The 26,805-nt window shown below is 43.7% G+C and carries 21 protein-coding genes; 9 read left to right on the top strand and 12 right to left on the bottom strand.

From position 1 onward, the window contains the following. Position 1 precedes the first annotated feature (1 nt). Positions 2 to 1,465, top strand: coding sequence for an FAD-dependent oxidoreductase (locus tag CXF72_RS07760; protein WP_101038341.1), 1,464 nt, complete (start codon positions 2 to 4; stop codon positions 1,463 to 1,465). A 254-nt stretch (positions 1,466 to 1,719) separates the two neighbouring features. On the opposite strand, the gene CXF72_RS07770 is transcribed toward CXF72_RS07760, so the two are convergent. After that, on the bottom strand, positions 1,720 to 3,114 hold the full coding sequence (locus CXF72_RS07770) for an anti-phage deoxyguanosine triphosphatase (RefSeq protein WP_101038345.1): 1,395 nt from the start codon (positions 3,112 to 3,114) through the stop codon (positions 1,720 to 1,722). A gap of 701 nt (positions 3,115 to 3,815) precedes the next feature. Between CXF72_RS07770 and CXF72_RS07775 the strand changes: the two genes are divergently transcribed. The 4 genes from CXF72_RS07775 to CXF72_RS07790 all read left to right on the top strand — a co-directional run bounded on the left by CXF72_RS07775 (position 3,816) and on the right by CXF72_RS07790 (position 6,820). Next, complete coding sequence (locus CXF72_RS07775) at positions 3,816 to 4,013, top strand: DUF4250 domain-containing protein (protein ID WP_101038347.1); 198 nt, start codon at positions 3,816 to 3,818, stop codon at positions 4,011 to 4,013. A gap of 203 nt (positions 4,014 to 4,216) precedes the next feature. After that, positions 4,217 to 4,696, top strand: a complete 480-nt coding sequence (locus CXF72_RS07780) for a methylated-DNA--[protein]-cysteine S-methyltransferase (RefSeq protein ID WP_101038349.1) — start codon at positions 4,217 to 4,219, stop codon at positions 4,694 to 4,696. A 316-nt stretch (positions 4,697 to 5,012) separates the two neighbouring features. Continuing rightward, positions 5,013 to 5,249 carry a DUF3389 domain-containing protein gene (locus CXF72_RS07785; RefSeq protein ID WP_101038351.1) on the top strand — a complete coding sequence of 79 codons (237 nt, stop codon included), beginning with the start codon at positions 5,013 to 5,015 and terminating at the stop codon, positions 5,247 to 5,249. Between the two features lie 44 nt (positions 5,250 to 5,293). Then, the gene (locus CXF72_RS07790) at positions 5,294 to 6,820 is read left to right on the top strand and encodes a carbon-nitrogen hydrolase family protein (RefSeq protein WP_101038353.1); all 1,527 of its coding nucleotides are present in this window, start codon (positions 5,294 to 5,296) and stop codon (positions 6,818 to 6,820) included. A 433-nt stretch (positions 6,821 to 7,253) separates the two neighbouring features. On the opposite strand, the gene CXF72_RS07800 is transcribed toward CXF72_RS07790, so the two are convergent. From CXF72_RS07800 to CXF72_RS07820, 5 genes are all read right to left on the bottom strand, one after another. After that, positions 7,254 to 10,097 (bottom strand): FAD-binding and (Fe-S)-binding domain-containing protein, encoded by a 2,844-nt coding sequence (locus CXF72_RS07800; protein ID WP_101038355.1) that lies wholly within the window; start codon positions 10,095 to 10,097, stop codon positions 7,254 to 7,256. A gap of 207 nt (positions 10,098 to 10,304) precedes the next feature. Further along, complete coding sequence (locus CXF72_RS07805; RefSeq protein WP_101038358.1) at positions 10,305 to 10,955, bottom strand: LutC/YkgG family protein; 651 nt, start codon at positions 10,953 to 10,955, stop codon at positions 10,305 to 10,307. Then, positions 10,952 to 12,412 carry a LutB/LldF family L-lactate oxidation iron-sulfur protein gene (locus CXF72_RS07810; protein ID WP_101038360.1) on the bottom strand — a complete coding sequence of 487 codons (1,461 nt, stop codon included), beginning with the start codon at positions 12,410 to 12,412 and terminating at the stop codon, positions 10,952 to 10,954. Before CXF72_RS07810 ends, CXF72_RS07805 begins: the two co-directional genes overlap by 4 nt. Positions 12,413 to 12,504: 92 nt before the next feature. Next, on the bottom strand, positions 12,505 to 13,257 hold the full coding sequence (locus CXF72_RS07815; RefSeq protein ID WP_101038362.1) for a (Fe-S)-binding protein: 753 nt from the start codon (positions 13,255 to 13,257) through the stop codon (positions 12,505 to 12,507). A 162-nt stretch (positions 13,258 to 13,419) separates the two neighbouring features. Beyond that, positions 13,420 to 15,126 (bottom strand): L-lactate permease, encoded by a 1,707-nt coding sequence (locus tag CXF72_RS07820; protein WP_101038364.1) that lies wholly within the window; start codon positions 15,124 to 15,126, stop codon positions 13,420 to 13,422. A 199-nt stretch (positions 15,127 to 15,325) separates the two neighbouring features. Between CXF72_RS07820 and CXF72_RS07825 the strand changes: the two genes are divergently transcribed. Beyond that, positions 15,326 to 16,228 (top strand): LysR family transcriptional regulator, encoded by a 903-nt coding sequence (locus tag CXF72_RS07825; RefSeq protein WP_101038366.1) that lies wholly within the window; start codon positions 15,326 to 15,328, stop codon positions 16,226 to 16,228. Positions 16,229 to 16,310: 82 nt separating this feature from the next. On the opposite strand, the gene CXF72_RS07830 is transcribed toward CXF72_RS07825, so the two are convergent. From CXF72_RS07830 to nosR, 6 genes are all read right to left on the bottom strand, one after another. Continuing rightward, a complete protein-coding gene (locus CXF72_RS07830) occupies positions 16,311 to 16,805 on the bottom strand; it encodes a nitrous oxide reductase accessory protein NosL (RefSeq protein WP_101038368.1) in 495 nt (164 codons plus the stop codon). Between the two features lie 184 nt (positions 16,806 to 16,989). Then, positions 16,990 to 17,808 carry an ABC transporter permease gene (locus CXF72_RS07835; protein ID WP_101038370.1) on the bottom strand — a complete coding sequence of 273 codons (819 nt, stop codon included), beginning with the start codon at positions 17,806 to 17,808 and terminating at the stop codon, positions 16,990 to 16,992. Then, the gene (locus tag CXF72_RS07840; RefSeq protein WP_101038372.1) at positions 17,805 to 18,725 is read right to left on the bottom strand and encodes an ABC transporter ATP-binding protein; all 921 of its coding nucleotides are present in this window, start codon (positions 18,723 to 18,725) and stop codon (positions 17,805 to 17,807) included. Before CXF72_RS07840 ends, CXF72_RS07835 begins: the two co-directional genes overlap by 4 nt. Positions 18,726 to 18,732: 7 nt before the next feature. Further along, the gene (locus tag CXF72_RS07845) at positions 18,733 to 20,070 is read right to left on the bottom strand and encodes a nitrous oxide reductase family maturation protein NosD (protein WP_232784910.1); all 1,338 of its coding nucleotides are present in this window, start codon (positions 20,068 to 20,070) and stop codon (positions 18,733 to 18,735) included. 87 nt (positions 20,071 to 20,157) lie between these two features. After that, positions 20,158 to 22,050 carry a TAT-dependent nitrous-oxide reductase gene (gene nosZ, locus CXF72_RS07850; RefSeq protein WP_101038374.1) on the bottom strand — a complete coding sequence of 631 codons (1,893 nt, stop codon included), beginning with the start codon at positions 22,048 to 22,050 and terminating at the stop codon, positions 20,158 to 20,160. 53 nt (positions 22,051 to 22,103) lie between these two features. Beyond that, a complete protein-coding gene (gene nosR / locus CXF72_RS07855) occupies positions 22,104 to 24,236 on the bottom strand; it encodes a transcriptional regulator NosR (protein ID WP_101038376.1) in 2,133 nt (710 codons plus the stop codon). 734 nt (positions 24,237 to 24,970) lie between these two features. Between nosR and CXF72_RS07860 the strand changes: the two genes are divergently transcribed. The 3 genes from CXF72_RS07860 (at position 24,971) to CXF72_RS07870 (ending at position 26,554) form a co-directional block, all read left to right on the top strand. Continuing rightward, positions 24,971 to 25,318, top strand: coding sequence for a hypothetical protein (locus tag CXF72_RS07860; protein WP_232784911.1), 348 nt, complete (start codon positions 24,971 to 24,973; stop codon positions 25,316 to 25,318). 159 nt (positions 25,319 to 25,477) lie between these two features. Next, the gene (locus tag CXF72_RS07865) at positions 25,478 to 25,672 is read left to right on the top strand and encodes a YwbE family protein (RefSeq protein WP_101038380.1); all 195 of its coding nucleotides are present in this window, start codon (positions 25,478 to 25,480) and stop codon (positions 25,670 to 25,672) included. A gap of 111 nt (positions 25,673 to 25,783) precedes the next feature. After that, complete coding sequence (locus tag CXF72_RS07870; protein WP_101038382.1) at positions 25,784 to 26,554, top strand: TSUP family transporter; 771 nt, start codon at positions 25,784 to 25,786, stop codon at positions 26,552 to 26,554. Positions 26,555 to 26,805: the final 251 nt, after the last annotated feature.

Raw genomic sequence — 26,805 nt, forward strand, 5'->3', positions numbered from 1 at the left:
AGTGGCAAGTCAAAGTAAACAAGCAGATAAGATTAATGTTGCAGTCGTTGGCGGTGGTATTGCAGGGGCAAGTATCGCGTTATATTTAAGTGAATTAGGGATAAATGTTTCCTTACTTGAAAAAGGAGATGATTTAGTCAATGGCCCTCCTATTTGCCATCTGCATGCGGGTGGCAATTTCTACCGAGAAATTTCCGACCAGCAATGTTTGACGCTCCTTGCGCAATCCGTTGATCTGTTGCGTTTATATCCCTTTGCAGCAGACTATCGACCAACCGTATTAGCGGTACCCCTACATGATGGTGGCACGGCGGAAGAGCTGATACCGCGTCTGCATACACTGCAGTTAGAGTACCAGCGTTTGATTGACGAGGATCCTGCCAATAAAGTGCTCGGTGAAAGCCAGGATTATTTCCGTTTATTCGAACGCGAGGAGCTGGAAGCGCTGGCATTGCAAGAGCCCAGTCAAAATCCTCAGAGCTTAGAGCAGTGGATGATTCCCGTTGCCAAATATGTTGATTTGGATAAGCTTAAATTTCCGCTGATTCTGGTTCAAGAATTCGGTTTGAATATATTTCGTTTAGGAGCCGGTTGCACACTGTCTTTGCAGAAAAATCCGCATTGTCAATTACTCACCAACTGCGCAGTCACCAACATTATCGCTAGTGAGACTGGTCAATCCTGGTTGATAGACTACCAGCAGAAAGGGGCCAATAAACAGGCTGAATTTGATTATTTAATTAATGCAGCGGGTTTTAGAAGCGGTAAGATTGACGACATGTTAGGTTTTAAACGACAGCGGCTGGTAGAGTTTAAGGCCGCTTATGTTGCTCGCTGGTTAGATTCTGATTGTCTGTGGCCGGAAGTCATTTTTCATGGTAAACGTGGAACCCCTAATGGTATGGCGCAATTTACCCCTTATCCCGGCGGCTACTTTCAGCTGCATGGCATGACCGGTGATATTACCCTGTTCGACGAGGGATTAGTCACCAGTAGTGAGCAAAGCGCACAACCAAAATTAGCCGAAAAATTTCTTAACAAAATCGACTATCAGTGGTCCGGACAGGAGATGGTTACCCGTACTGACCGTTCGATAAATCTTCTTGCCTCTTATATTCCAAGTTTTAAGTCTGCGAAAATAGGGGCTAAACCCTTATTTGGCGCACAGCAAATACCCGGCGGAGATCCAACATTAAGAGCGGCAGATGTCTCTTTTGTCAATGAAAGATATGCACGTTGCGAAACGGTGAAAGCCTCCTCTGTTTTAACCTGTGCAGATGAGATTGTAAGGCAAATGGCATCTTGTCATTTAATCGATCCGAGCATTAAACCGACCCGTTTTTTCCCCGTCACTCAAGGCATTAGCGAGCAGGCAATCAATGAGCAAGCGGAAAAATTAGCGAAACAACGTGATTACCCGCTATCCTTAGCACATCTTAATGTTGCAAAAACTCCGTTGACCTAAGGGCATTCGAGCTTCGAGCTTCGAGCTTTCGAGCTTCGAGCTTTCGAGCTTCGAGCTTCGAGCTTTCCAGCTTTCGAGCTTTCGAGCTTTCCAGCTTTCGAGCTTTCGAGCTTTCCAGCTTTCGAGCTTTCGAGCTTTCGAGCTTTCGAGCTTTCGAGCTTTCGAGCTTTCGAGCTTTCGAGCTTTCGAGCTTTCGAGCTTTCGAGCTTTCGAGCTTTCCAGCTTTCCAGCTTTCCAGCTTTCCAGCTTTTCAATCAAAAACTGTGTTGGCCTATCATTGCCGGGCTTTGGTGACTACTGAATAAACGCGAGTGCAGACGCAGGGCATGATTGTCCGTAAGGCTCGATATATAATCAGCGATGACACGTTTTTCGCGGGAAATATCCCCCTGTTGCGCTTTCCACAAGGTTTTTACTTGTTCAGGTAAAAACCGTAACGGGCCGGCATTAAAGGCTTCAAATAACTCCATCACAATCTGTTGCCCGCGATATTCCATGATCTGTAAATCAGGGCTTTTAATAACATAGTTTAAAACAAAACCTTTCAGTATCTTTAATACTTCAAACATTGCAGGTGCTAAATAAGCGTTATAGGCAAGCAGAGGATCGTGAAAATCGGCGCTGACTTTTTCAATTTGAATGGAGGTGATAAGTGCATTAACCAGGGCGCCAATCGCATCTTTACGTTTAAAGTGCTGCAGCGAAAATAGATTGTCGGTTATCTCGGAAAGCTGCTCGAGCAGACAAAAATCAGTTATTTTACTAAGTTGTGTTGCGACTTTCTCTTGCCATAATGATTTACTGATAAAGCCCATCGCAATGGCATCCTCTAAATCATGCACGCCGTAAGCAATATCATCGGCAATTTCCATGATCGAGCAATCTAAAGATTTATAGCGTGATTTTTTATGGGATTGCAGATTGCCGTTTTGCGGGCGAACGCTTTTAAATAATGCTTGATCACTCTCGGATAACGGTTTAAGGACGGCATCTAATAAAGCCTTATCATGATCGTAAATACCTTTTGCCGGCATCCACTCTTCGGTTTTTAATTCTCGAAAATTGCGACTGGTATCCATCGGATAAGGCGCACTTAGCTGGCTCAGGCAGACCGGATATTTTAATAAACCTAATAAACTTCTGCGGGTCAAGTTCATACCATTAAATTCTGTGTAGGGTTCAAGCTGGGTCAAGATTCGAAATGTTTGCCCGTTGCCTTCAAAACCACCATGCTCAATCATCATATAATTTAAGGCCGTTTCCCCCCCGTGACCAAAGGGAGGATGACCAATATCGTGACTTAAACAGATGGCTTCAATCAGGTTATTACCGGGTAATAGGGTTAATAACTCCGGCTGAGTGATTTTTAAATGTTCGACAATCCCCGCGCCAATTTGGGCCACTTCCAGAGAGTGGGTCAGGCGGGTACGATAGAAATCACTCAAACCGTTATTGTGAATTTGGGTTTTAGACTGTAAACGGCGAAAGGCTGCGGAGTGTAATACACGCGCTTTATCGCGCTGAAAAGGAGTGCGTTGATCACAAAGACGTTTTTTACCCGGTTCATCGGCCAATCGGGTTAGCCATTGCTGCGATATTATTAATTTAGGCACCGATTGCTGTGCAGGGTTATTATTTTCTAAATTCATATTGACGCCATTAACAGTTAATGATGCTAAAAAGTGTAACGTGTTTACATGACAATACATACTAAAATCAATAAAAAAGGAAGGGGCCGTTATGCGATATGAGCGACAGGAACCGGCCGCTGCAGGGGAAAATAGCGCCTGCAGCAATCACCCGCGCTGATTTTTAAAACTAACGGGCCAGTCAGCTCTGCGACTTTATTTAAAAGTAACTGCTCTTATACCCATGTTACTTCAACATGCTTTGTCAGGCGCAAGGTCTTCGATCAGAGCAAGACGCAACATGACCTTTCGAGCGATTAACTGCGTTAATCCTCTAGCGGTAGATGTAAATGCAAGCATTTACATCTTAAATGGTTATTCCCTTCTCAAGTGTTACAACGCAGTGTTAGTTTTCGGGCGAATCTCCCGAAGGGCAAGGCGATAAACGACGATCTTCGTTGTTAGAAAGCGTCGATTTAGAATAACGAGATCATTAGCCTTCTGCCTAGAATTTCATCATTTATCGTCTTGCTGATTCTTGCATCTTCAAATAATTTGGGTATGTACTTCAATTTTATGCCTCGCATCTCAGCACAATTTTTCTTGCTGACTTTGCATCTTGAAATATCATGGGTATATACTTAAATCACTTGAGGATGCTGATTCTTGCACTTTTAAGTCGTTTGGGTATATATTGATCTTGGTAATTTGAGGGCTCAGTTATGATGGAAATTAAACACTTATTAAGCATGGACGGTGAAATTGTTTTTGGCATTCTCAATGAACGGTTACGGCTGGAGTGCGACAGTTTAGACGAACTGTCACATCGTTATAACCTGGATACTCAGGCATTAATTGAAAAATTAAAATCAGTTGGTTACCACTACAATCCTGTGACTAATCAATTTAAAGCCGATTAGTGGATCATTTACCATAAATATTATGTTCTATAAAGCTTCTAAGCTTATCCATTTAAACGATGACCTGTTTATTTTTGCTGTTCTGCTACCTGTTATTATGATGATTTTAATGACCTCTCGACTTGCTGAATTTACATTCTAGGGTAGATTAGGTCTTACTCCGTGAAGAACCAACACGGTTTTTACTCCTGGAATTCAATATTATGAATCACTACTGCTATTACAAAAGTCCAACCGGTACACTGACTCTGCAGGCAAGTACGCAGGGTTTACTGGGAGTCTGGTTTGAAACCCAACAGACTCAACCTGAAAATCTCGGGCTGTTGAATAAACAGCAGCCGATATTGACGCGAACAGTAGCGCAGTTGGATGAATATTTCAGGGGGGATCGAAAGTACTTTACACTGCCGACAGCTGCAACCGGCACCGTATTTCAGCAACAAGTATGGTCTGCTCTTGCGACTATTCCCTTTGGTAAAACATGGTGCTATCAGGAACTTGCTAATGCTATAGGTAACCCTAATGCGGTACGCGCAGTCGGTCTTGCAAACAGTAAAAACCCTATTTCGATTATTATTCCCTGTCATCGTGTGATTGGCAAAAATGGCAAACTGACGGGCTATGCGGGAGGCGTTGAACGTAAGCAGGCTTTACTAAAGCACGAAGGGGTCATCTTGAGCTAATTGCTCTGACTGTGTCGCTATTCCTCTTTGAATTTAAGGGGGTCCTGCTGAAATTTATTGGTCAATGCAAATACAGTTAAAATGCTGTGCTGGCAAAGGCAGCGCCGCCGGATTTAAGCCTTCGCGCAGCTTGAGTTATTCTTATAAGCAGAGCAATAATCCTTTTCCCGGTGTTCTAAATAACCCCACTTTGAAACGTTTGCGCGACAGTCAGTCAATATGTGATGGTTAACAGCGTCGATCTTGATGACAGTGATGGTCAAATCCGTCAATGTTATTTAAACTTGTCTGAACCATTTTTATATCAGGAGATAGAATGTTAATCAAATTTAATCAGGGGCGCATAATCGCCAATAATAGAGATCTCATGATCAAGCTTGAAGGTGATGCAAAAGTCACGCTGCAGGCTCAGGTTGATGAAATTTCGCTGCTCGGTGGTGCAAATGTGATCACCGCCTTGGGGAGCGGACTCAGTTGGTCGGTGCGCTTGGACAATCGTGAGCAACTCGATAGCCTAGCCGCTGCAGTCGGTATTGCGATTCAGGAAAGTTAATCTGTTCGTCATAAGCATCGATTCTGATTATGTAAGGGAAAATTATGGAAGCCAATCATGTTGAAGTCAGGCATTTAACTAAACAGGATATGCAGGAACTGCAAAATACTTGTGCAGATGTATACCAGATAGACCAGCTTAATACATGGGATGATCAGACTCTCGATGCTTTATTAACCCGTTTCCCCGAAGGGCAAATATGTGTATGTGTGGACGGTAAAGTGGTCGGTTGTGCCTTGTCGTTAATCATTGATTATGCAAAATTTGGCGATGAGCATACCTACGATGAAATCACCTCAAAAATGACCTTTACCAACCACGACCCCGATGGGGATGTTTTGTATGGCATTGAAGTTTTTATTCATCCTGACTATCGCGGATTAAGACTGGCACGTCGTTTGTATGCGGTAAGAAAAGAGTTATGTGAAAACCTTAATTTGCGTTCCATCGTGGCGGGCGGTCGTATGCCTAATTATTCAAAATACGCGGATCAATTAAGTGCCAAACAATATATAACTAAAGTAAAAGAAAAAAAAATTTATGATCGGGTATTAAGTTTTCAATTAGCCAATGATTTTTTTGTGCGTAAATTGCTCAAAAATTACCTTGCCGGTGATGTTGAGTCGATGGAATATGCGACCCTATTAGAATGGCCAAATATCTATTATACCCGTTCAGTGAAGTTGATTAACGCCCCTAAAACAGAAGTGCGTATTGGTTTGGTGCAATGGCAAATGCGCAGTATGGCCGATCTTAATGCGTTATATGAACAAATTGAATTTTTTGTGGATGCGGTCTCGGATTATGAAAGTGACTTTATTCTTTTTCCGGAACTTTTTAACGCGCCGCTGATGGCCCAATTCCATCATTTAAACATTCCGGAAACGATCCGTAAGTTAGCGGATTATACTATTCCGATTCGTGATAAATTTATTGAGTTTGCTATTACCTACAATATTAATATTATCACCGGCAGTATGCCCTATATAGATGACGGCAAGCTCTACAATTCAGGATTCTTATGCCGCCGGGATGGGTCCTGGGAGCGTTATGATAAAGTACATGTCACCCCTTCAGAAAAAAGAAATTGGATCATGACCGGAGGGGATAAAATTGAGGTCTTTGATACCGACTGCGGCAAAGTGGGGATTATGATTTGCTACGATGTTGAATTTCCAGAATATGTGCGTTTATTGGCTGATCAGGGCATGAATATTCTATTTGTGCCCTTTTTAACCGACACTCAAAATGGTTATACCCGTGTGCGTCATTGTGCCATGGCGCGTGCTATTGAAAATGAGTGTTATGTGGCCATTGCAGGGGCAGTCGGTAATCTGGCGCGGGTTAATAATATGGATATTCAGTATGCGCAATCGGCACTGTTTACGCCTTCTGACTTTGCATTTCCAACCACGGGTATTAAAGCTGAAGCCACACCTAACTCTGAAATGAGCTTAATTGTGGATGTTAATTTAGATCTTCTAAAAGCATTACATAGCCACGGCAGTGTGCATGCGATGAAAGATCGCCGCCATGATCTGTATTCGCTTAAACGTATTGATAAACAATGAACCTGATAAGCTAGAAAGCTTGAAGGTTTGAAGGTTTGAAGGCTTGAAGGCTGGAGAGCCGAAATGCCGAAATGCCCGAATGCTGAGAGCTGAGAGCTGAAATCTGATAGCCAGTGTATTTTCGGAACTGGGTCTTTAGGCTCGGCGGTTAACATGGTTGAAGGCTGAAAAGCTCGAAGCTCGAAGCCCTAAAGCTCGAAGCTCGAAGCCCTAAAGCTAGAAAGCTAGAAAGCTCGAAGCTCGAAAGCTCGAAAGCTCGAAGCCCGAAGCTCGAAGCTAGAAGCTCGAAGCTCGAAGCTCGAAGCTCTAAGCTCTAAGCCCGAAGCTAGAAGCTAGAAAGCTAGAAAGCTCGAAGCTCGAAGCTCTAAAGCTCGAAGCCCTAAAGCTCGAAGCTCGACAGCTGATATCTGAAAGCTGAGCGCTGAAGGCTGCTTTAAGCGCTCACCTCATCGACTAAATACAAAATAGACTGATAAGGAATGCCACTGTGGTGAGATAAACCGATCTCACAGGTTCGACTGTTGCTGAAGCCGCGAGAGCAGTTGTCCGGTACTTGCTCTTTGAGTGTCTGCAGTGCTGCTGCATTGAGTTCAGGGGTAGTAAAGCCTTTATCACCCGCCCAACCACAGCACTCAATATGCTCAGGTACAATGACTTCCGATGCGCAGGCATTGGCGAGTTTAAGCATGCTGTTAGCCAGACCCATGCGTCGCGCACTACAGGTAATATGGAGCATGACCGCTTCTTTAACGGGTGAAAGGGTTAAATGTTCAAGCAGGTAGTTGAGCACAAAAGCCGTGGGTTCTAGAATCACCATCGGTTGGGTAAATTGTTCAATACTGTGTTTTGCGCAGGGGCTGGTATCCATTAAAACTGGCCATTTCCCCTGTTCGCTTGCCCGCCAGAGTGCCTCTTCTAATTGTTGTGACTTTTGCTTTGAAAGCTCGTTCATGCCCTTGCTGGCGTAGGGCATACCACAGCATTGATCGCTCAGGGAGTCAGGAATAATAATTTCAAAGCCGGCTTTTTCGAGCAGGGATGTGGTCACTTCCGTCAGCGGGCGAGCATCACTATTGCCTGCTTGTTGTCCCATAGTTCGACTGGCGCAGGAAGGCAGATAAACGACTTTTTTGCCATTTCCTGTTTTGTTATTGTTATTGCTATTGGCGACAGTATTTTTCGGTCGGTGGGGATTAGAAGTCGGTAGTTCCGGTATCCACATGGGCGCTTTACCTGAGCTTAGCTTACGCATTCCGTTGGTGACTTTACCGACGGCTTTCTCGCCCAGAGTTTTCTGTGCCAGTGCATTAACTTTAAGTCCGATATTGACCATTTTGGTGGTTGCCGAGAAATGGTTGGCTGTCCAGCTGGCGATAGAGTTGTATTTCCGGTATTTCGCCGTACGCAGTTTCTTGACTAGATCGCCGGTATTAATACCGACTGGGCAGCGCTCGGCACACAGGCCAGTGGCGGCACAGGTATCTACTCCCTGATATTCAAAGACTTTACGGAAAGCCTCTAAATTGTCTGTTTCGCCTGCGGCTTCACGGCGTTGCAGCTCGCGATATAAGACAATACGCTGGCGCGGTGACAGCGACAGTGTGCGCGAAGGGCAGACTGGTTCACAGAATCCGCATTCAATACAACGATCAATTAAATCGTCGGCTTTGGGCATAGGTTTGAGGTTTTTAAGGTGAGAATGCGGATCATCATTAATAATCACTCCCGGGTTTAATATGCCACTGGGATCAAATAAAGCTTTAATCTGTCGCATCAGGGCATGGCCATCTTTACCCCATTCAAGCTCGACATAGGGGGCCATATTACGGCCTGTCCCATGTTCCGCTTTCAATGAACCCTGATATTTGACCGCAACTAACTCAGCAACGGCATCCATAAAGTCGCCATAGCGTTTGATTTCAGCGGGTAAGTCAAAACCCTGAGTGAAGACAAAGTGCAGGTTGCCTTCCAGCGCATGGCCAAAAATAATCGCTTCATCGTAATGAAACTTATCGAACAGCTGCTGTAGATCACGCACACCGGCGGCTAAGTGTTCCACAGGAAAAGCCACGTCTTCAATGATAACGCTAGTGCCGACTTCACGCACTGCACCAACGGCCGGGAACATGCCTTTACGAATGCCCCATAGGGTGGCGACAGTCTCGGCATCGCCGGTAAAAGCAATTGATTCAATGACCTTAAATTGGGTGACCGTGTGCATGATAGTGGCACATTGTTGCTCCAATGTGGCTTGGTCACCGGCACGTGATTCAATCAATAGTGTACCGGCTTCTAAATCCAGGTGTTTGATAAAATCAGGCATGCCAGCTGCATTTGCCACTGAACGCATCGCTCGGCCATCCATCATTTCAACCGCTGAAACGGGATCTTTTACTAAAGCCGTGACCGCTTGACTGGCTTCTTCAATGTCCTTAAAGACAATTAAAGCAGACGCTTTATGCGGGTGTTCGATCACTGTGTTATAGGTTATCTCGGCAATAAAGCCTAAGGTACCCTCGGAGCCTACCATCAGATGCTTGATCACCTCGATCGGGTCTGAATAATCAACTAAGGCATTGATTGAATAACCGGTGGTATTTTTCAGGCGATATTTATGACGGATACGCTGGGTCAATTCTTCATTATTTTTAACCTCAGCGCAGAGCTTTTTAATACCTGATATTAATCTGCTTTGTTTAATTTCAAAAGCTTCAATGCTGGCTTGGTCGGATGTATCGAGCAGGGTCCCGTCGGTAAAAACCAGCTTCATGCTGTCAACGGTACGGTAAGTATTTTGTGCTGTCCCGCAACACATGCCGCTGGCATTATTTGCCGCAATGCCGCCAATTTTACAAGTATTGATAGAGGCCGGATCCGGGCCTATTTTACGCCCGAATGAAGCCAGATATTTATTGGCATCAGCGCCAATAACGCCCGGCTGCAGGGTGATTTTGTGGCCATCGTTGTGAATACTGTGGCCGCGCCAATCATCGGTGAGCATAATTAAAACAGAATCCGATACCGCTTGACCGGATAAGCTGGTACCTGCAGCACGAAATGTACAAGGGAGGTTAAGCTTAGCGCAGGCCTGAATAGTAAAAATAACTTCATCAAGGTTTTTTAAACGGACCACCATTTTGGGAATTAAACGGTAAAAACTGGCATCTGTCCCGTAGGCAAGCAGCAGGGCTTCTTCGGTGAAAATTCGCTCGTGGTCAATCTTTGTAGTTAGCAGATCCTGCAGTTGTTGGTAGTTATGTTGCTCGTTCTTTTCCATTACATATCCTCAGTCAAAATCACGACTAATTGGCTTGGTTTATGGGTACCGTAAGTCAGTTTTTGGTGGCTATATTGGTCATTATACTGGTCGTTATTTTTCATTACAGATCTTCAATCAAAATCACCACCAATTGTCTGGGGCCATGGGCACCGTCAGTCAGTTGTTGGTGGTTATATTGGTTATTATACCGGTCGTTATTTTTCATTACAGATCTTCAATCAAAATCACCACCAATTGGCTGGGGCCATGGGCACCGTAAGCGAGTGTTTGCTGTATATCGGCGGTTTTCGACGGGCCGGAAATTAGAACGATATTAGTCGGCATATTGTTCTGCCATGCCTGCATTTCCATCAGCTCTGCAAAGTTGCTGACAATAGTTGATCGTTTGACCAGGGCAATGTGGCAGGGAGGCACTAATGAAAGGGTTCTTGGCTCGGCAATATCTGGCCATAAGACTAATGTTCCGGTGTCTGCGATGCCGGCGAGGCAATGGGTAATGCCCGCATCAACATCATTAAACAGCGTCGATTTCCAATCTTTAATATCGCAGTCAAAAAAGTCCGTTTTTAATGATTTACTCGCTTGAACAATCTGCTCATGAAATTCACCGCTGGTGCCCAGTACAATCCGCTGAAGCTCTTTATCGACGGCGACCTTCTCTATTAATTTGCTTAAATCTTGATGGCCCGTTGAAATTACCTCGGCATGACTGGCCGATAATCCTTTAATAAAACGTGCGGTGATAAGCTTTTCATCAGTACTGACCCAAGGCTGATAAGTGATATCTTCCATGGTTTTTGCTTCGGGCTTGGCATCACGAAGTCGGGATAGAATTGCATTTCTTACGCTGCTCATGATTTTTGTCCCTGTTTCCGTGCTTTGATTAATTGATGTAAGGTTTTACCGGCAGGTTTAGGGGCTGTTCGGCATTGTGTCCATGCGCCTATGTTGCTGGGCATGAAGGATCTCATCTTGGTGGCTGACCATGATCCAAGATGATAAAGAGAAGGGTGTGAGGCGGCAAAGGCAAATCCTTTCATTGCCAATAACTCTATTTTGCTGGCGGCGGCTGCCTGTCCCTTAATCGCCGGGCTATTGTTTTTGGGCGGATTTTTAGCTTCCTGGCGCAAGCGCTGCAGCATTTCGGGAATGGGGATATTAACCGGGCACACTTCGCCACAGGCACCGCAGAGGCTCGATGCTGTCACTAAATCTTTGGTGTCATCGAGTCCCATCATATGGGGTGAAATAATTTGACCAATGGGGCCTGGATAAGTGGTACCGTAAGCATGACCGCCAATACGTGTGTAAACCGGGCAGTGGTTCATGCACGCACCACAACGAATACATTGCAGTGTTTGGCGCATTTCTTCATCGGCAAAGGCTTGTGAACGGCCGTTATCCAGCAGCACCAGATGGACTTCTTCAGGGCCGTCTAACTCACCCGCGCGGCGCGGTGAGCTTATCATATTAAAATAGGTGGTAATTGCCTGTCCCGTGGCCGATCGCGTAAGGGCGCTGTACAGCGGCGGCACATCACTTAAAAACTCGACTACTTTTTCGATACCGGTAATGGCAATATGGACATTGGGCACAGTCGTACACATACGTCCGTTGCCTTCGTTTTCAACCAGGCATAGGGTGCCGGTTTCAGCTACTGCAAAGTTAACCCCCGATAAGCCAATATCCGCATCGTGAAATTTTTTCCGTAAACGGGTGCGGCCGGTTTTAATCAGTTGGTCAACATCGATGGTTGGAGTGAAATCATCGAGGTGTTTTTCAAAGGTATCGCTGACTTCCTGCTTATTTTTATGAATGGCGGGCATGATGATATGCGATGGTTTATCGCCATCGAGCTGGACAATATATTCGCCCATATCACTTTCTAAACATTCAATGCCGAGTTTTTCCATTTCGTGGTTGAGTTCAATTTCTTCACTCACCATGGATTTGCCTTTAATAATGTTCTTGGCATTATGCTGCCCGGCAATACCGGCAATGATACTGTTCGCTTGTTCGGTCGTTTCTGCCCAATGCACCTGAATACCGTTCTTTATACAGTTACTTTCAAGCTGTTCGAGTAAATCGGGTAGTTTGCTCAGGCTGCGCTGGCGAATGGCCTCGGATAAATCGCGAATGCGTTTTTCTTCTGCCGGATCTGAAAAAGCAGTTTTACGTTTGTCTTTTAAGTAGTCCATTGCGCCGCGAAAGTTTTGGCGTAGCTGCGGATCGGCAAGGGCTGCTTTGGACTGGTCATGAAAATGTTCCGGTGCCAGCTCTTGAATATGTACGCCGTTATTTGCTTTGTCCATTCTATTTGCCTCCCGTAGGTGCTAATAAAAAGCTCGCTCTAGTGTTGCGGCGGGCGGCTTGGGTTTGAAGATGAGACAGACCTTTGTCCATTTTATTTGCCTCCCGTGCGTTCTAATAAGAAGCTTGCAAGATGACGACCACGCATCGGGTTACCCTGGTATTCTAGCGCGCCATTAATATTCAGCAGGCAGCCCCAATCAGCAGAGACAAAATTACTGGCTTTTGTATTCGACAAGTGCTGAGTCTTATCTTCAACCATCGCCTGACTGATATCGGAATGACGAACCGCAAAAGTACCGCCGAATCCGCAACATTCACTTTCATAATCCTGTTCCCGAATCTCGACGTTATCGAGCTGGCTAAGCAGTTGTGTCGAGGTCACATGGACATTCATTTCTCGACGTGCGGCGCAGGAGGTATGCATCACAACCGAAGTGCTTTCTCCTCGGTCCTTGAGTTTTATTCGGCAGACGTTGACCAGAAATTCAGTCAGTTCAAAGACACGCTCGCAAAAATTGTCAACCTGGGTTTGGTTTTTATCATCTTTGAATAAACGCCGATAGTGATAATGCATCATGCCGCCACAGGAGCCTGATAAAACGATTACCGGCCAGTTTTCCGTGAACAAGTCCATCTGGCTTTGAGCGATTGTTTTTGCTTCCTGATTGTAACCTGAGCTATAAGCTGGCTGACCGCAGCAGGTTTGTTTTTCGATGAAGATAACCTCGATCCCCTGTTGCTCTAACAAGGTGATTGCATCAAGACCGGCTTCTGGATCAAACAGGTCAACAAGACAAGTCGCATAGAAGTATACTTTGACCGGTTTTGCAGGGTAGATTCGCATTGGTTTTTCCTTTTGCTGCCATTGTGTCTGTCGCTAGCAGTCAGTGACTGCTGGCGTTGATAGATTGTGAATAAAAATCGTTCTAACTGGTGGTTATTATTTCAGCATGAGCCGGGGAATAAACCTAAGCTCATGCTGAAATTTTGTGATAGCGGTACGCTATTATTGAGTTTGTTCTGCTGTCATCAGCGCATCGGTGATATCGAAACCATAGACAATCACTAAACCAATCACACCCGTCGCAATAAGGTAATAGAAGGTTGGAATAGCTGTTTTACGCAATATCAAACCTTCGCGGCCTAACAGGCCTACCGTTGCAGAGGCTGCTACTACGTTGTGGATAGCAATCATATTACCTGCTGCTGCACCAACTGCCTGAAGGGAGACAACTGCTGCCGTTGAAATCGATAATGTTTGCGCCACTTCAAACTGAAACTGGCTAAACATCATATTGGAAACCGTATTAGAGCCCGCAATAAATGCACCTAGTGCACCTATAGCACCACTGAGTGCCGGGAAGAACTCACCCACTAAACCCGATGCAAAATTAGCCGTTGTCACTGGCATGCTAGCTAAATCTGCCGCATTGACACCAGAGTTAATAAAAATACGTACCATAGGAATAGTAAACATCAGTACAAAACCGGCACCAAGTAGTGTTCTGCTTGATTCACCGAAGGCACTGGCCAAGGGTTTGATACTGCGTGATTGCAGGATAACCGCAAGCAGTGCCACAAAGACCAGAATACCACCGGGCAGATAGAGCGGCTGAATAGCTGCGCTAACACCCGTTTCACCTAAAATATTGCTGAAGGATAAGCTGATACCCGTTAAAAAACCTTTGAAATCTGCATTGACACGACTTGCTACTAGTATGACGGCTAACAAAACATAAGGTGCCCAGGCAAGCACTAAGCTCATTGGGTTTTTGTTGTTCTCTTTTAAATCTATTTTCAGTGAACCCAACCATTCTTTCGGCCAGTTATTTTCACTTTCAAAATCCCACTTTGTTTTCGGTACAAGAAACCCTTTTTTAGCGGCGGTTACCACAATCGCAAGGCTGACTAAACCTCCGATTAATGATGGAAATTCAGGACCGAGGAAAACACCGGTCAGTGCGTAAGGGACAGTGAACGCCAAACCTGCAAAAATAGCGAAGGGCAGAATATCTAAACCTTCTGTCCAGCTTTTATTTTTACCAAAAAAGCGGGTTAACATCATCGCCATTAGCACCGGAATAAAGGTACCTACAACGGCATGAATAATGGCAACATTGGAGGTTATTTCCTGTAGATAGACATCCCAAGTCGATCCGCCGGCAACCAATGTTTCAGTGATGTTGTGTGTATCAAGGCCTTTATTGACACCCACAATGATTGGCGTACCGACAGCGCCGAATGAGACTGGGGTTGATTGAATCATCATACCCATTAAGACGGCTGCTAATGCGGGAAAACCGATCGCGACTAAAAGCGGTGCAGCAATTGCTGCCGGTGTACCGAAACCGGAAGCACCTTCAATAAAGGATCCGAAACACCAGGCAATAATGATCGCCTGTACGCGTCGGTCGGCGGAAATATCGGTAAATCCGTTGCGAATGACGGTGATAGCGCCGGTATGCTTAAGGGTATTAAGCAGAAAGATGGCACCGAAGACAATCCACAGAACCGCAATGGTAATCATCAAACCCTGCAGGGATGATGCTATAACGCGGGTAGCGGACATGTCCCAGACAAATAAAGCGATTAGAGCCGTTAATAAAAAAGCGATTGGCATGGCACGTTTAGCAGGCCAGTTTAGACCGACCAGCAATACCCCCGTGATGAGTATTGGCGAAAAGGCGATTAACGCGAGCAGGGTTTCATTCATAATAGGTTATCCTTCCAATTTATATTGCTATGTTGTAATGGTCTGCGTAGATAGTTAACAACAGGGTAAATCCTTTCTGTTGTTGTTTGCTATCTACGCAGCTTGTGAACCGTTTGTTAATTTGTTGTTAAGATACGCCTATCTTTTTTATCGATATATGTAGATAATGAATAACATTATTTCCAAAAGTTGCATAATCATGGCGAAAACAGATGACCTTATCCTCTTTGCTCAGGTAGTAGAAGAGGGTTCTTTTAGTAAAGTCGCAGAGCTTAATTCCCTTACAAATTCAGTGGTTAGCAAACGAATTAAAAGATTGGAAGCGGATCTTGGGGTGCAGCTTTTGTATCGAACTACTCGAAAATTGACCGTCAGCGAAGCAGGAAAAGTGCTTTATCAGGGTGCAAAAAATGTGAAGCAGGCAGCATTAGAAGCGATTGACGCAGTGTACGGATACAGTGAAAGCGTTACCGGTCACCTTAAAATGTCGGTGCCGAGTATTTCCGGTGATTTAGTGTTGGCCGGTGCGGTTGCTGAATTTTGCAGCATGCATCCCGGATTAACCGTTGATATGTCGCTGGAAAATGCCTTTGTCGATCCCGTTGGAGACGGTTATGACCTGGTGATACGCACGGGATATTTAGCAGACTCGAGCTTAATCGCCCGGCATATTATCGACTCTCAATGGGTTATCTGTGCAGCGCCTGCTTATATCAAGTGTTTTGGCAAACCTATGACCCCGGAAGATCTGGTTAATCACAATTGTCTGCAATATGCCTATCAAACAACGGGGGCATCTGAATGGGAATTCAAAGGGATTAACGGTAACTATATTGTCAAAATCGCGGGAAATTTTTCAACGGATAATGCCACTGCACTTAGAAAAGCGGCATTAGGCGGGCATGGCTTGGCTTACGTGCCAAGATGTTTGGTGTACCCGGATTTGTTGAAAGGTGATTTATTGGATATATTCCCTGAACGGGTAGGTAAAAAGTTGGGTATTTATGCCGTTTATCCCTTTACCCGTCAGCCCCCGCTGAAAATCCGTATGCTTATCGAACACATTAGAGAACGCTATTTAGCGATTTCTGAGTATTTTTAAGCCGCTATTAGCTTGCCCTAATTTATTGCTTGCTCAATCACAAGCAATAAATGTTCAAAAAGACAGTTTAAAGTTGCTTCTGTCAGAGCATATCTATGCTGATCTCATCAAAGGGATAAACCTTACCACCATACTCGCGGCTAAAAGCTTGGGCATCATCAAACAGACTAAAACTTGCCAGCGTCTTACCCATCGCGCCTTTTTTTGAAGAATCGACAACGAACCAGGCGGATCGAGCATCAATAAAATATTGATCGTCTGTTTTCCCCCAAGGGGTTTTACTCATATCATGTACAAACACCTGCTCCACTTGACGTTGATTTTCCGGCTGTAATAAATAACCGAACAGATCCCGTGTGGAGCAGAACTTAGCAATATCTTGCGATGTTTTTTGGTAAAGCTCACCCTTAGGCCCGGGGAATTGAGAAATAATCATGCCGCACAAGTGGCACTCATCCGCATTTTCAATGGCCACCGCCTGTTTAAGCATCTCTTTTTCGGTCGGTTCTGAGCAGCCCAATAACACCGCCAACAGGCTGACAATCAGGAGCGGTTTGTAACCAAAAAAACAGTTCATTGTATTAACCTTTTTTATTTAAATTAGATGCTTACTCACTTAACGCAGTAAGAAAATATACCGCCTTAACGCCTTAACGCCTTAACGCCTTAACGCCTTAACGCCTTAACGCCTTAACGCCTTAATGCCTTAAAGCTCTCCAGCCTTCAAGCATTTTACCTGCCGAGTCATCGACACAAACATGTTAAATGCTTTTTTTACTGAAAATAAACAGTGCAAATAACAGGGGTGAAACAACCCAGGCGAGCATCATTAATAACAAACTTGAGACCGAATAGTCACTGTTAATGGCAACGGCTAATACCCCGTTAACATCTCCGCTGTCCAGGGCGGCAAGGTTAATCAGGCGAAATAAATCCGCGGGATTAAAGAGCATCAACTGCACTAATCCCTGTTGTGTTACTCCATCCTCAATACCGATTAAAATCGCTAATAATCCCAGATCAAAAATCAACACAAAAAACAGCCACAGGATTAATGCCATGCCTGCCGCTTTAGATTTTTCTGTTACCGACAAACTGATGATATAAGCTAAACCCACAAAACTGAGGCCGAGCAAACTGGCGGTTAAAATAAACAGCGCAAAGGCGGGTAATACCGAGGCAAAATTGGTACTAAAACCTAACAAAATAGCGGCACTGCCAAAACCAATAATGGTTGCCAGCGTAATAATGCTGCCTTGACCGATAAATTTACCGAGCAGCAGCTGAGTATGACTGACAGGGTAGGTCAGCAGTAACAGTAAAGTACCCGATTCCTGCTCACCCACAAAGCTGTCATAACAAAGTAATAACGCGATCAGAGGAATAATAAACACCGATAAGCTGGATAAACTCGCAATAGTAGTGGATAACGAAGGGGGAGTAATTTGGCCCGATGCCACTGATCCGTAATAACTTAAGCCAATCGCTAACAGCGCAAAAATACAGGTGATTGAAATAAACCAACGGTTGCGTACGCCGTCTTGAAACTCTTTTAATGCCACCGCCCAGATTGGATTCATAAGGGTTTCTCCTGCTTCGTGTCGATCTTATTATTGCCCAGAAAGTACTGATATATTTGCGCCAGAGTCGGTGTTTCAACCTGCAGATCAGTCAACTTTTTAAAGCTCATTAACTCGCGAATAACATTAATTTTTTCAGATTCAGGTACCTGCAGGTGGTTCTGATCAATCATAAACCCCGCTAAATTTTTATTCTGCTGCAGTGCATCATCGATACCTTGGGTTTTAATTAAGACCGGTAATTGCGCAATATTCCGGAGTGTCGACAGGGTACCCAAAGCAACGGATTTGCCTCCCGATAGAATCATTGCCCGGTCAATATGTTGCTCGATACCGGGTAAAATATGCGAACAAAGTATGATACTTGCGCCATTACTCTTTAATTGATCAACACTGTTATAAAACTCTTTTGTGGCGGTCGGATCTAAACCCACAGTGGGTTCATCAAGTAATAATAATTTGGGATCACCTAAAAAAGCCTGGGCTAGCCCTAAACGTTGGCGCATCCCTTTTGAGTAGGTTTTAACCGGACGATTTTCGGCAAAGGATAATCCGACTTTTTCTAACAGTTGGGGAACCTGTTTTTTATCTGCTGATTTTAAACGAGCAAAATAAGTGAGCACCTCAAATCCGGTAAGCTGATCATAAAAACTGACATTTTCAGGCAGATAACCAATTTTTTTACGGCTGCTCCAGGCCTTTTTATTTTGTGGGTCAACACCAAACACTGATACTTTTCCGGAACCGGCTTTGACTATCCCTAAAATCAGTTTCATCATAGTCGTCTTACCGGCACCATTATGGCCAAATAAGCCCAGAACTTCGCCGGCCGCAAGCTTTAAATTGATATTTTGCAGGGCGGCAAGCTGCTGATAATTTTTATTAACCTGCTCTAATAATATAATATTTTCATTCATAAATTGATTACCCTTTCAGCCTATAGGTTGAATTAAGCGTTTTTGTTTCGACCTTGGGAGGCAACATAAGCGGAAAACTGTCTTTAACCCCAGCGGGTTTGAGCACCGGAAATTGTTTTTGAATCCAACGCAGTAATAAAACCGCCGGACTGTCTAATAACACTTTTGCTTCCGGGTATTGCCAGATAAGTTTATCGATACCGTCGTTCGGCTCAAAGGGGGTATCCCCGGTGCCGTTGTTATCAAGATCCCAACCTAAATAGTTACTCCAATAATTACCCCGGCCATTGTGGCTCCATTCCTGCTCTTTATTAGAAACATATTTAACCTGCACCGGGTTGTTGATAAAGCTGTTGCCAAATATTTTGCTATTTTCCGAACCTGCGGTTAAATGAATGCCAATTTCAGCTGTGTTTATTGTGTTGTAACTTATTGTATTGTAGGCTGAATTGTAAACAAACAAACCTTTTCCCTGACGTCCGATAACTTTATGTTCCGGTTTGGTCCAAACATTTTTTATGCGGTTATGGTCAATGGTGGATGAGGTGATAAAGTTCAGCAACATACCGTAATCTTCGCTGTCACGGCTTTCATTGCCACTCACCTGCAAGTTTTTAGAGCTCATTAAAGCGTATCCTGCACGGGTATTGTAAGTCAGATTATTAAGCACTTTATTGTCGTAGGAATACATATAATGCACACCATAGCGTAAATCGTGCAGGCTGTTATTGCGCAATAGGCTATTCTGACTGGAGATAATATATAAACCATCCCGAGTGAAGCTGACGTCGTTGCCAACCACATCGGCGTTAGTGACCACCGATAGCTGAATACCATTACCCCGGTCTGCGGATCGTAATTTTGGGTTGCCCTGAATATGGTTATTGGCAATTAATACCTGATTTGAGTCCTGTACCCAAATCCCGAAACCATCGCCTTTTAAGTTGTTATTTTTGATAATGAGATGGTCGGATTTTTGCCCGACATAAATAGCGGCGTTTTGCGCGGTTAAATTATCACCCCAGTTAATGATATTGAGATTTTTTATACTGATATTCGAGGTTAATAACCTGAGTGCATGACCCTTACCAAGCGCATTAATAGTGGTGTTTTCTTTACCGATTAGGGTGATGCCGTGACGGATCACAAAATTACCGCGGTATTCACCCGCATCTAACTGCAGCGTATCGCCGGTTGATGCTAAATCTAATTGTTGTTGCAGATTATCAGTGCTTTTTATGGTCAGCACAGCCGCAGAAAGACCGCTCTGAAATAGAGTAAATACGGTGATTAATAAAGCTGTTTTGATCTTCCACGAATGGATTTTTGACGAATTAACTTTCAAGGAATTAATTTTCCTAATGGATTTTTTTTATTATTAATCGGGCTCCGGCCGATGCCAGAACCCGAGGGGTAGTCCAATTGCTTATGTTTATGCTTCGACTAACATACGACCGCGCATTTCCATATGTAATGCATGACAGAACCAGTTACAGTAATACCATTGCACACCCGGCTGGTTGGCGGTAAAGGTCACCGATGAGGTTGCCTGCGGACCAATTTCCATCTGCACACCGTGGTTAATCATACAGAAACCATGAGTAACATCTTCGACCATGTCCAGATTGGTCACCACCACGGTGACTTCATCTCCGAGCTTCACTTTAAATTCAGTCATGCCATACATAGGCGCAACCGAGGTCATGTATACCCGCACTTTATTACCATCACGAATGACTTTATTGTCGGTCTCAACATTAACGCCATCTTTTTTAGCCATGGCAACGGTTTCAGCAAACATCGGATCATCACGCGTCCATAATTTTGCCGGTCTGACTTTACTGCGGTGCACCAAAATACAATCGTGGGGTTCAGCAAAAGCAGGGCCGTCATGCACCAGTTTCATTTCGTCACCGGAAATATCAACTAACTGATCGTTTTCCGGATGTAGAGGACCAACGGGTAAAAATCTGTCTTTAGAGAACTTGCTGAGTACCACTAACCATTTGCCGTCTGCGTCACGTGTTTCACCCATAGAAGTATGGTTATGCCCGGGTTGATAATGCACATCGAGTTTCTGGCGAAGATAATTCACCTTTTCACCGTTATGCGCTTTGATTGCATCATTAATATTCCATTTAGCTATCTGGCTATCAAGAAACAGAGTAGTGTAAGCATTACCTTTATTATCAAAGGCCGTATGCAGTGGACCTAAACCGACTTCAGGCTCTGCAACTACGGTATCGCGCGGTTTAATTTTATCATCAAACAGCGCATCTAATTTCTCAATTGAAATAATAGAAACCGTAGGAGACAACTTGCCGTTAGCAATAAAATATTTACCACTCGGTGAAGTATTAACACCATGGGGTGATTTAGGAACCGGAATATAACGGGTAAGCTTTGATCCTTTACGGCCGTCTAATACGGGGACTTTATTTTCATTGTAAGTTTTGAATTCACCCGCTTTAACGGCCGCTTCACAACGCGCTAAACTAAAGACCACCACATGGTCACGCTCTGCTGTGATCATAGAGCCTAAGGTCATGCCCATTTCTGAATTATAACAGGTAGACGCAAAATATTTGCCGTCATAATCGGCATCGGTATTATCCAGGTTCCCGTCGACCATTACCTGAAAAGCAATTTCCATTGTCTGTGCGTTAATCACGCTGAATAACGAACGGTAAGTACTGACATCTTCCAGTGACGCTTTGCCGTCATTATTCATTGGAATTTCAAACTCACCATTACAAATTACATATTTAGTCTCAGGCACTTTTTGAACACGTAAACCATGAACGCCTTGGACGTTAGGAATAGTGATTATTTTATCGGTTTTCATCACATCGCAACGAATACGGGCAACGCGTGAGTTCGCTTTGTCGTTAATGAAAAGATACTCGCCGTTATAACGGCCGTCGGTCATACTCATGTGCGGATGATGTGCATCACCGGTCATAAAGTGTGCATTTTCGCCTTTAATACGTTTACTTTCGTTGGTTATTCCCCAACCCGTAGCGCCGTCTAAATTAAACACCGGAATGCGCATTAATTCACGCATTGAAGGAATACCCATAATACGTACTTCACCGGACTGACCGCCACTCCAGAAACCATAATATTCATCTAAATCACCAGGATGGACAGCGGTACTATTGCCCGCCTCAGCTACCTGCGCCTTTGCCATAGAGGAAAACATGGCCGCTGACATTGGCACTGCAGCAGCCGCTACGCCAAGGGCTGCACTTTTACCAAAAAATTTACGGCGGTCTGAATTTTCCAGTTTTTCATTGTTGGGTAGGTCGCTTTTATAATCACTCATGCTAGATCTCCATCCTGTTGGTTTTTATTAAAATTATGACTTTATTTTACTTTTTAAAGTTCCGTTATTTTTATTTCAGCTTCATTTTTTTTACGTTTTTTATAGGCTAACTTTTTCAGTGGTGGACATTTTTCGTCGTTATAATAGGTGATTTGGCAATCCAGACAGTAATGACACTCGCGCATGTTAATCACTCCATCGGGCGCAATCGCCTGGATTTCGCACTCTTTTGCACAGGTTTTACAGGGTGAACCACATTCCGGACGGCGTTTTAGCCAATCAAATAAACGCACACTATTAGAAATAGAAAGCGCAGCACCTAAGGGGCAAAGATAGCGGCAGAAGGTTTTACGATTAAATAAATTTATTACAAGTAAAAATAACGCCCAGATAACAAAGGGCCATTCGCGATCAAATTTTAGTAAGAAAGTGGTTTTAAAGGGTTCAATTTCAGCAAATTGCTCGGCCATCGCTAGGGAATCTAATGAGATGCCAAACAGGGCCAGTAAAATAAGATATTTAATGGCCCATAGACGTTCGTGGACAGCCCAGGGCAATTCTATTTGTGGAATTTTTATATAACGGGCAAAGGCATTAAGCAGTTCCTGCAGGGCGCCAAAGGGACACAACCAGCCGCAATAAACCGCGCGGCCCCACAATAATATGGTCACAGCTGCTGCACACCACAAAATAAAGATAACCGGATCTAATAAAAACAGATCCCAGGAAAAATCTTTCATTAAAGCCTGTAAAAAGGTAAAAACATTAACTACCGACAGCTGTCCTCCCCATGACCAGCCGATAAAAACAACAGTCACGGCTAAAAACCCGTGGCGCAGACTGTGCATAAAAGTAGGGTGGCGAACGAGCACATCCTGAAAGAATAAAATCAGCAATAGAATGGTCATTAAAATGATTAATATGACAACTTTAACTTCATGCTCTAACCAGATCTGCTCGGTTAAGGTTAATTCCGGCGGAGGAATGATTGCAGCGGGAGTATCAACGTATTTTTCTAATACATCATAATTGCCTTTGAAACTGTTAAATAAACTGTCAACCGGACCGGTTTGCCGGCGCACTAATAATTCTATCTGCCAACTTGCGCCGGGATCAAATTCATGGTGTGCCGCCACTTTAAAAACCGACATTTCATTAAATCTTGGTGTATTCTCAGTGTAAAGATCCGCCACTCTGTTATGTTCTAAATCACGAAAGGAGATGCTATTGTTATTTTGGTGAATTTGAATGCGGTCAAAAATACCACCGCGCACATAACCGGAACCTTTATAAGAGTAACCATTACCGAATACCGCAATTAAATGCTCTCCCGCTTTTAAATCCTGAGTGAGCCATTGATAATCAGACTCTCCTAAGAGGTTTTTACCAATACTGGGAATATCTGCAAGGGCATAATAAATCTCAGAAAACATTTCCTTTGCCTGAGATGCCGGCACCTTATCGACAGCTTCAGCCTTCGTTCCCACAAACGCGTTTTGTACGGTCTGATTGGTTAAATATAACTTTCTGATCGAGCCATCACCGGTCAGATCCAACCAGCTTTTCTTTTCAAAAAGCGCTTTTTTTATCGTCGATATTGGCTGGATAACGCCGGTTTGTTCCTCAATAATCCCCAATGAAACAGCCGCTTTATGAGCCGCTTTAGTGATGCCTTTATTCATCACAATGACCGTTACCGTTGCCCCGGAGAGCCCATCAATCGGTACATAACGCTCACTTGTGCTACCGCCTACTTTAATAGCATCATTGACCGATAAACCGACGTACTGGTCAATAAAACGCCACAGTTTTTCTTCTGGAATACCGGCCAGAATAATAGGTTCATGGTGCTCTAATACTTTTGCGTTGAGATACTTCCCGATGGGATCAATGACTACCAGCATATTAACGGGTTCGCCGGAATAGGCTGGAATTTTAGCAAGATCATTAGTTTCAAAGGCATAACCCAGTATTTCGGACTCATGGTAGATAGTCCATAAAAGGGGATCGCCCTGTTTTTCTGAAATTTTGGTGAGTGTTGGAAAGGTTTCTTGAATAAAAGGCATGGGATCTTTGGGCGGGCTGATAAACAGTGCATAAGCGGGTAAAGAAAGACAGATAAATGTGAGTATCAGTAACTGAATAACTCTTTTTTTGATTGCCGAATTATTCACTACATTATTCATCACTATGATCCCTGCTTAAAATGATACCAATTGCTGTGTGTAAACTAAGTTTTTTGTGTCTAGCTGTACTTGATCTCAATCAATAAAGTTAATTTTATGTTAATTTAATGCCCGTTTAGTGGAGTGTGTGCTTTAAATTAAACCTTGCTATACATATGGTTATTGGTTTTAATGATGTTTATTTGTTAATTTTTTATATTTAAAGGATATTTTTAACTTATTTTTTACATCATTTAAACAATAAGAATCATGTCTTTTTGAACAGCTTATTATTTAATTTATTATAAGACTGTATTTATGTCATTTTGTCCCTTTCACAAGGTAATAAACCGCCGAGCCTGAAGGCTCAGTTCCGGGAATACACCACCTTCAAGCACTCCAGCATTTTACCCACCGAGCCTGAAGGCTCAGCTCCGGGAATACACCACCTTCAAGCACTCCAGCATTTTACCCGCCGAGCCTGAAGGCTCAGTTCCGGGAATACACCCACCTTCAAGCACTCCAGCATTTTACCCGCCGAGCTTGAAGGCTCAGTTCAGGGAATATACCCACCTTCAAGCACTCCAGCATTTTACCCGCCGAGCTTGAAGGCTCAGTTCCTAAAATACACTAATCCCATCATTCCCGAGTGATTTGTTAATCGGGAATCTCAGTGCATTTGATCCCCATAACCTGAATTGGGAGTGAGGAATAAAAGTTAGCGGGAGTATTTCCAACATCTGCCTGCAATCTCTGTGTTATTATCAGTTATTTATGCGGATTGGTATTACACCACGGAGAATTTAATGGGCACTTGTAGCGAATTTGCAGTATTTAAGGTCTCCAAAGAGCATCTTGCCAGCGTGATTGAATTGAGTGAGTCACTGTTTATGGAGATAAATGCGCTTGAAAAAGTGATTGTTTTCCATGAGATATTGCAAAAAACAGATAATCCCGAAGAGATTTGCTGGCATCTGATCTGGTCCAGTGAAGAAAGCGTAAAATTAACCGCACAAAAGTGGACCACATTTCCAAGCAGTAAAGCGCTGGAATCTCTGGTTGATGAAAAACGTTATTACGGTCACTTTATGCCGCTGATTTAATCAAATTAGTATCACTATGACACAATCAAAGGCTCTGTTATTATCCATTCCTACGGCGCAATTTCAGACCATTGTGTTCATTGTGCAAAGATTTAAGCGCAACATTTTTCCGGGCAAAAGGTCTAGCAAGGTTTTATAAAAAATTTAAGAGGAACAAAGATGAAAGGAACAGAAAGAAAAAATATCCAAAAAGGTTGTTCAGTATCGATTGTTTTAAAACAGGATCAGCGTAACGGCAAGCTCACCGAAGGGGTGGTTAAAGATATCCTTACTAACTCATCGATGCATCCCCATGGCATAAAAGTGCGCTTGGAAAGTGGTGCAGTGGGCAGAGTAAAAACAGTTCAGGGTTAACCGCAGATATTTATAGTTAAAGCGCCGAGCAGTTTATTGTCAACACAAAGCAAAAGACCGAAAGCTCAAGGCTGATTATCATTTCACTTAAATACAAAAAGAGCACATAACTTGGCCATTGAACTTTCCCTTGAAATTATCTCATTATTATTTGCCGTTGCCATTTTAGCGGGATTTATAGACGCTATTGCCGGTGGAGGCGGCTTGTTAACTATTCCGGCTTTAATGTGGGCCGGACTTCCACCAACCGTGGCGCTGGGCACCAATAAGTTACAGGCCTGTGGGGGGAGTTTTTTTGCCAGTGTTTATTTTGTGCGTAAGGGCAGGGTGGTTTTAGCTGAGATGAAGCTGGCTATTTTATGCGCTTTTATCGGGGCTGCGCTCGGCACAATAGCGGTGCAGTTAATTAATATTATTTATTTGGAAATGATTTTACCTTTCCTGATGTTAGCCATTGGTGGTTATTTTCTTTTTTCTAAAAAAATCAGCGAGAATGATCGTCACCAACTATTAACACCAGCTGTGTTTGCTTTAACTGCTGCATTGGGGGTGGGTTTATATGACGGTTTTTTTGGTCCGGGAACCGGCAGTTTTTTTGCGCTTGCCTTTGTCTCATTGTCCGGGTACGGCTTAGCTAAAGCGACTGCGCATGCTAAGGTTTTAAATTTTTCAACCAATATAGCCTCGTTAATTTTCTTTGCTCTGGGTGGCAAGGTCTTTTGGATGTTAGGTGGAATAATGCTGGTGGGACAGGCGCTGGGCGCAACATTGGGGTCGCGCTTAGTGGTGAACAAAGGGACTAAAATGATTAAACCGCTGGTTGTTTGCATGTCTGTGTTAATGAGCGTGAAACTATTGTCCAGCCAATATCTTCTGTTTTGATTCGGCAGATAATTGGGAATATCAAAGCTTAGCCCGTGAATTTTACTGAACTGTCATTTAATTCATCCTCCTATCAAAACCCTTCTAAGAGTACGGCAGAGTCGTTTCTGAAGTTTTTTAATCTGGAATCTAAACAAGCCGGTCTTAATACCTGATCAAAAACCCCCGCGCGTCTGAAATGAAATTTGTAAAAACAGCAGATAAATTTAATCAGGGGGCTATTGGATACGGTGGCTTTTATTAGGTTATTT

The sequence above is a fragment of the Psychromonas sp. MB-3u-54 genome (genome assembly GCF_002836415.1).
In the GTDB taxonomy this organism is placed as follows: Bacteria; Pseudomonadota; Gammaproteobacteria; order Enterobacterales; family Psychromonadaceae; genus Psychromonas.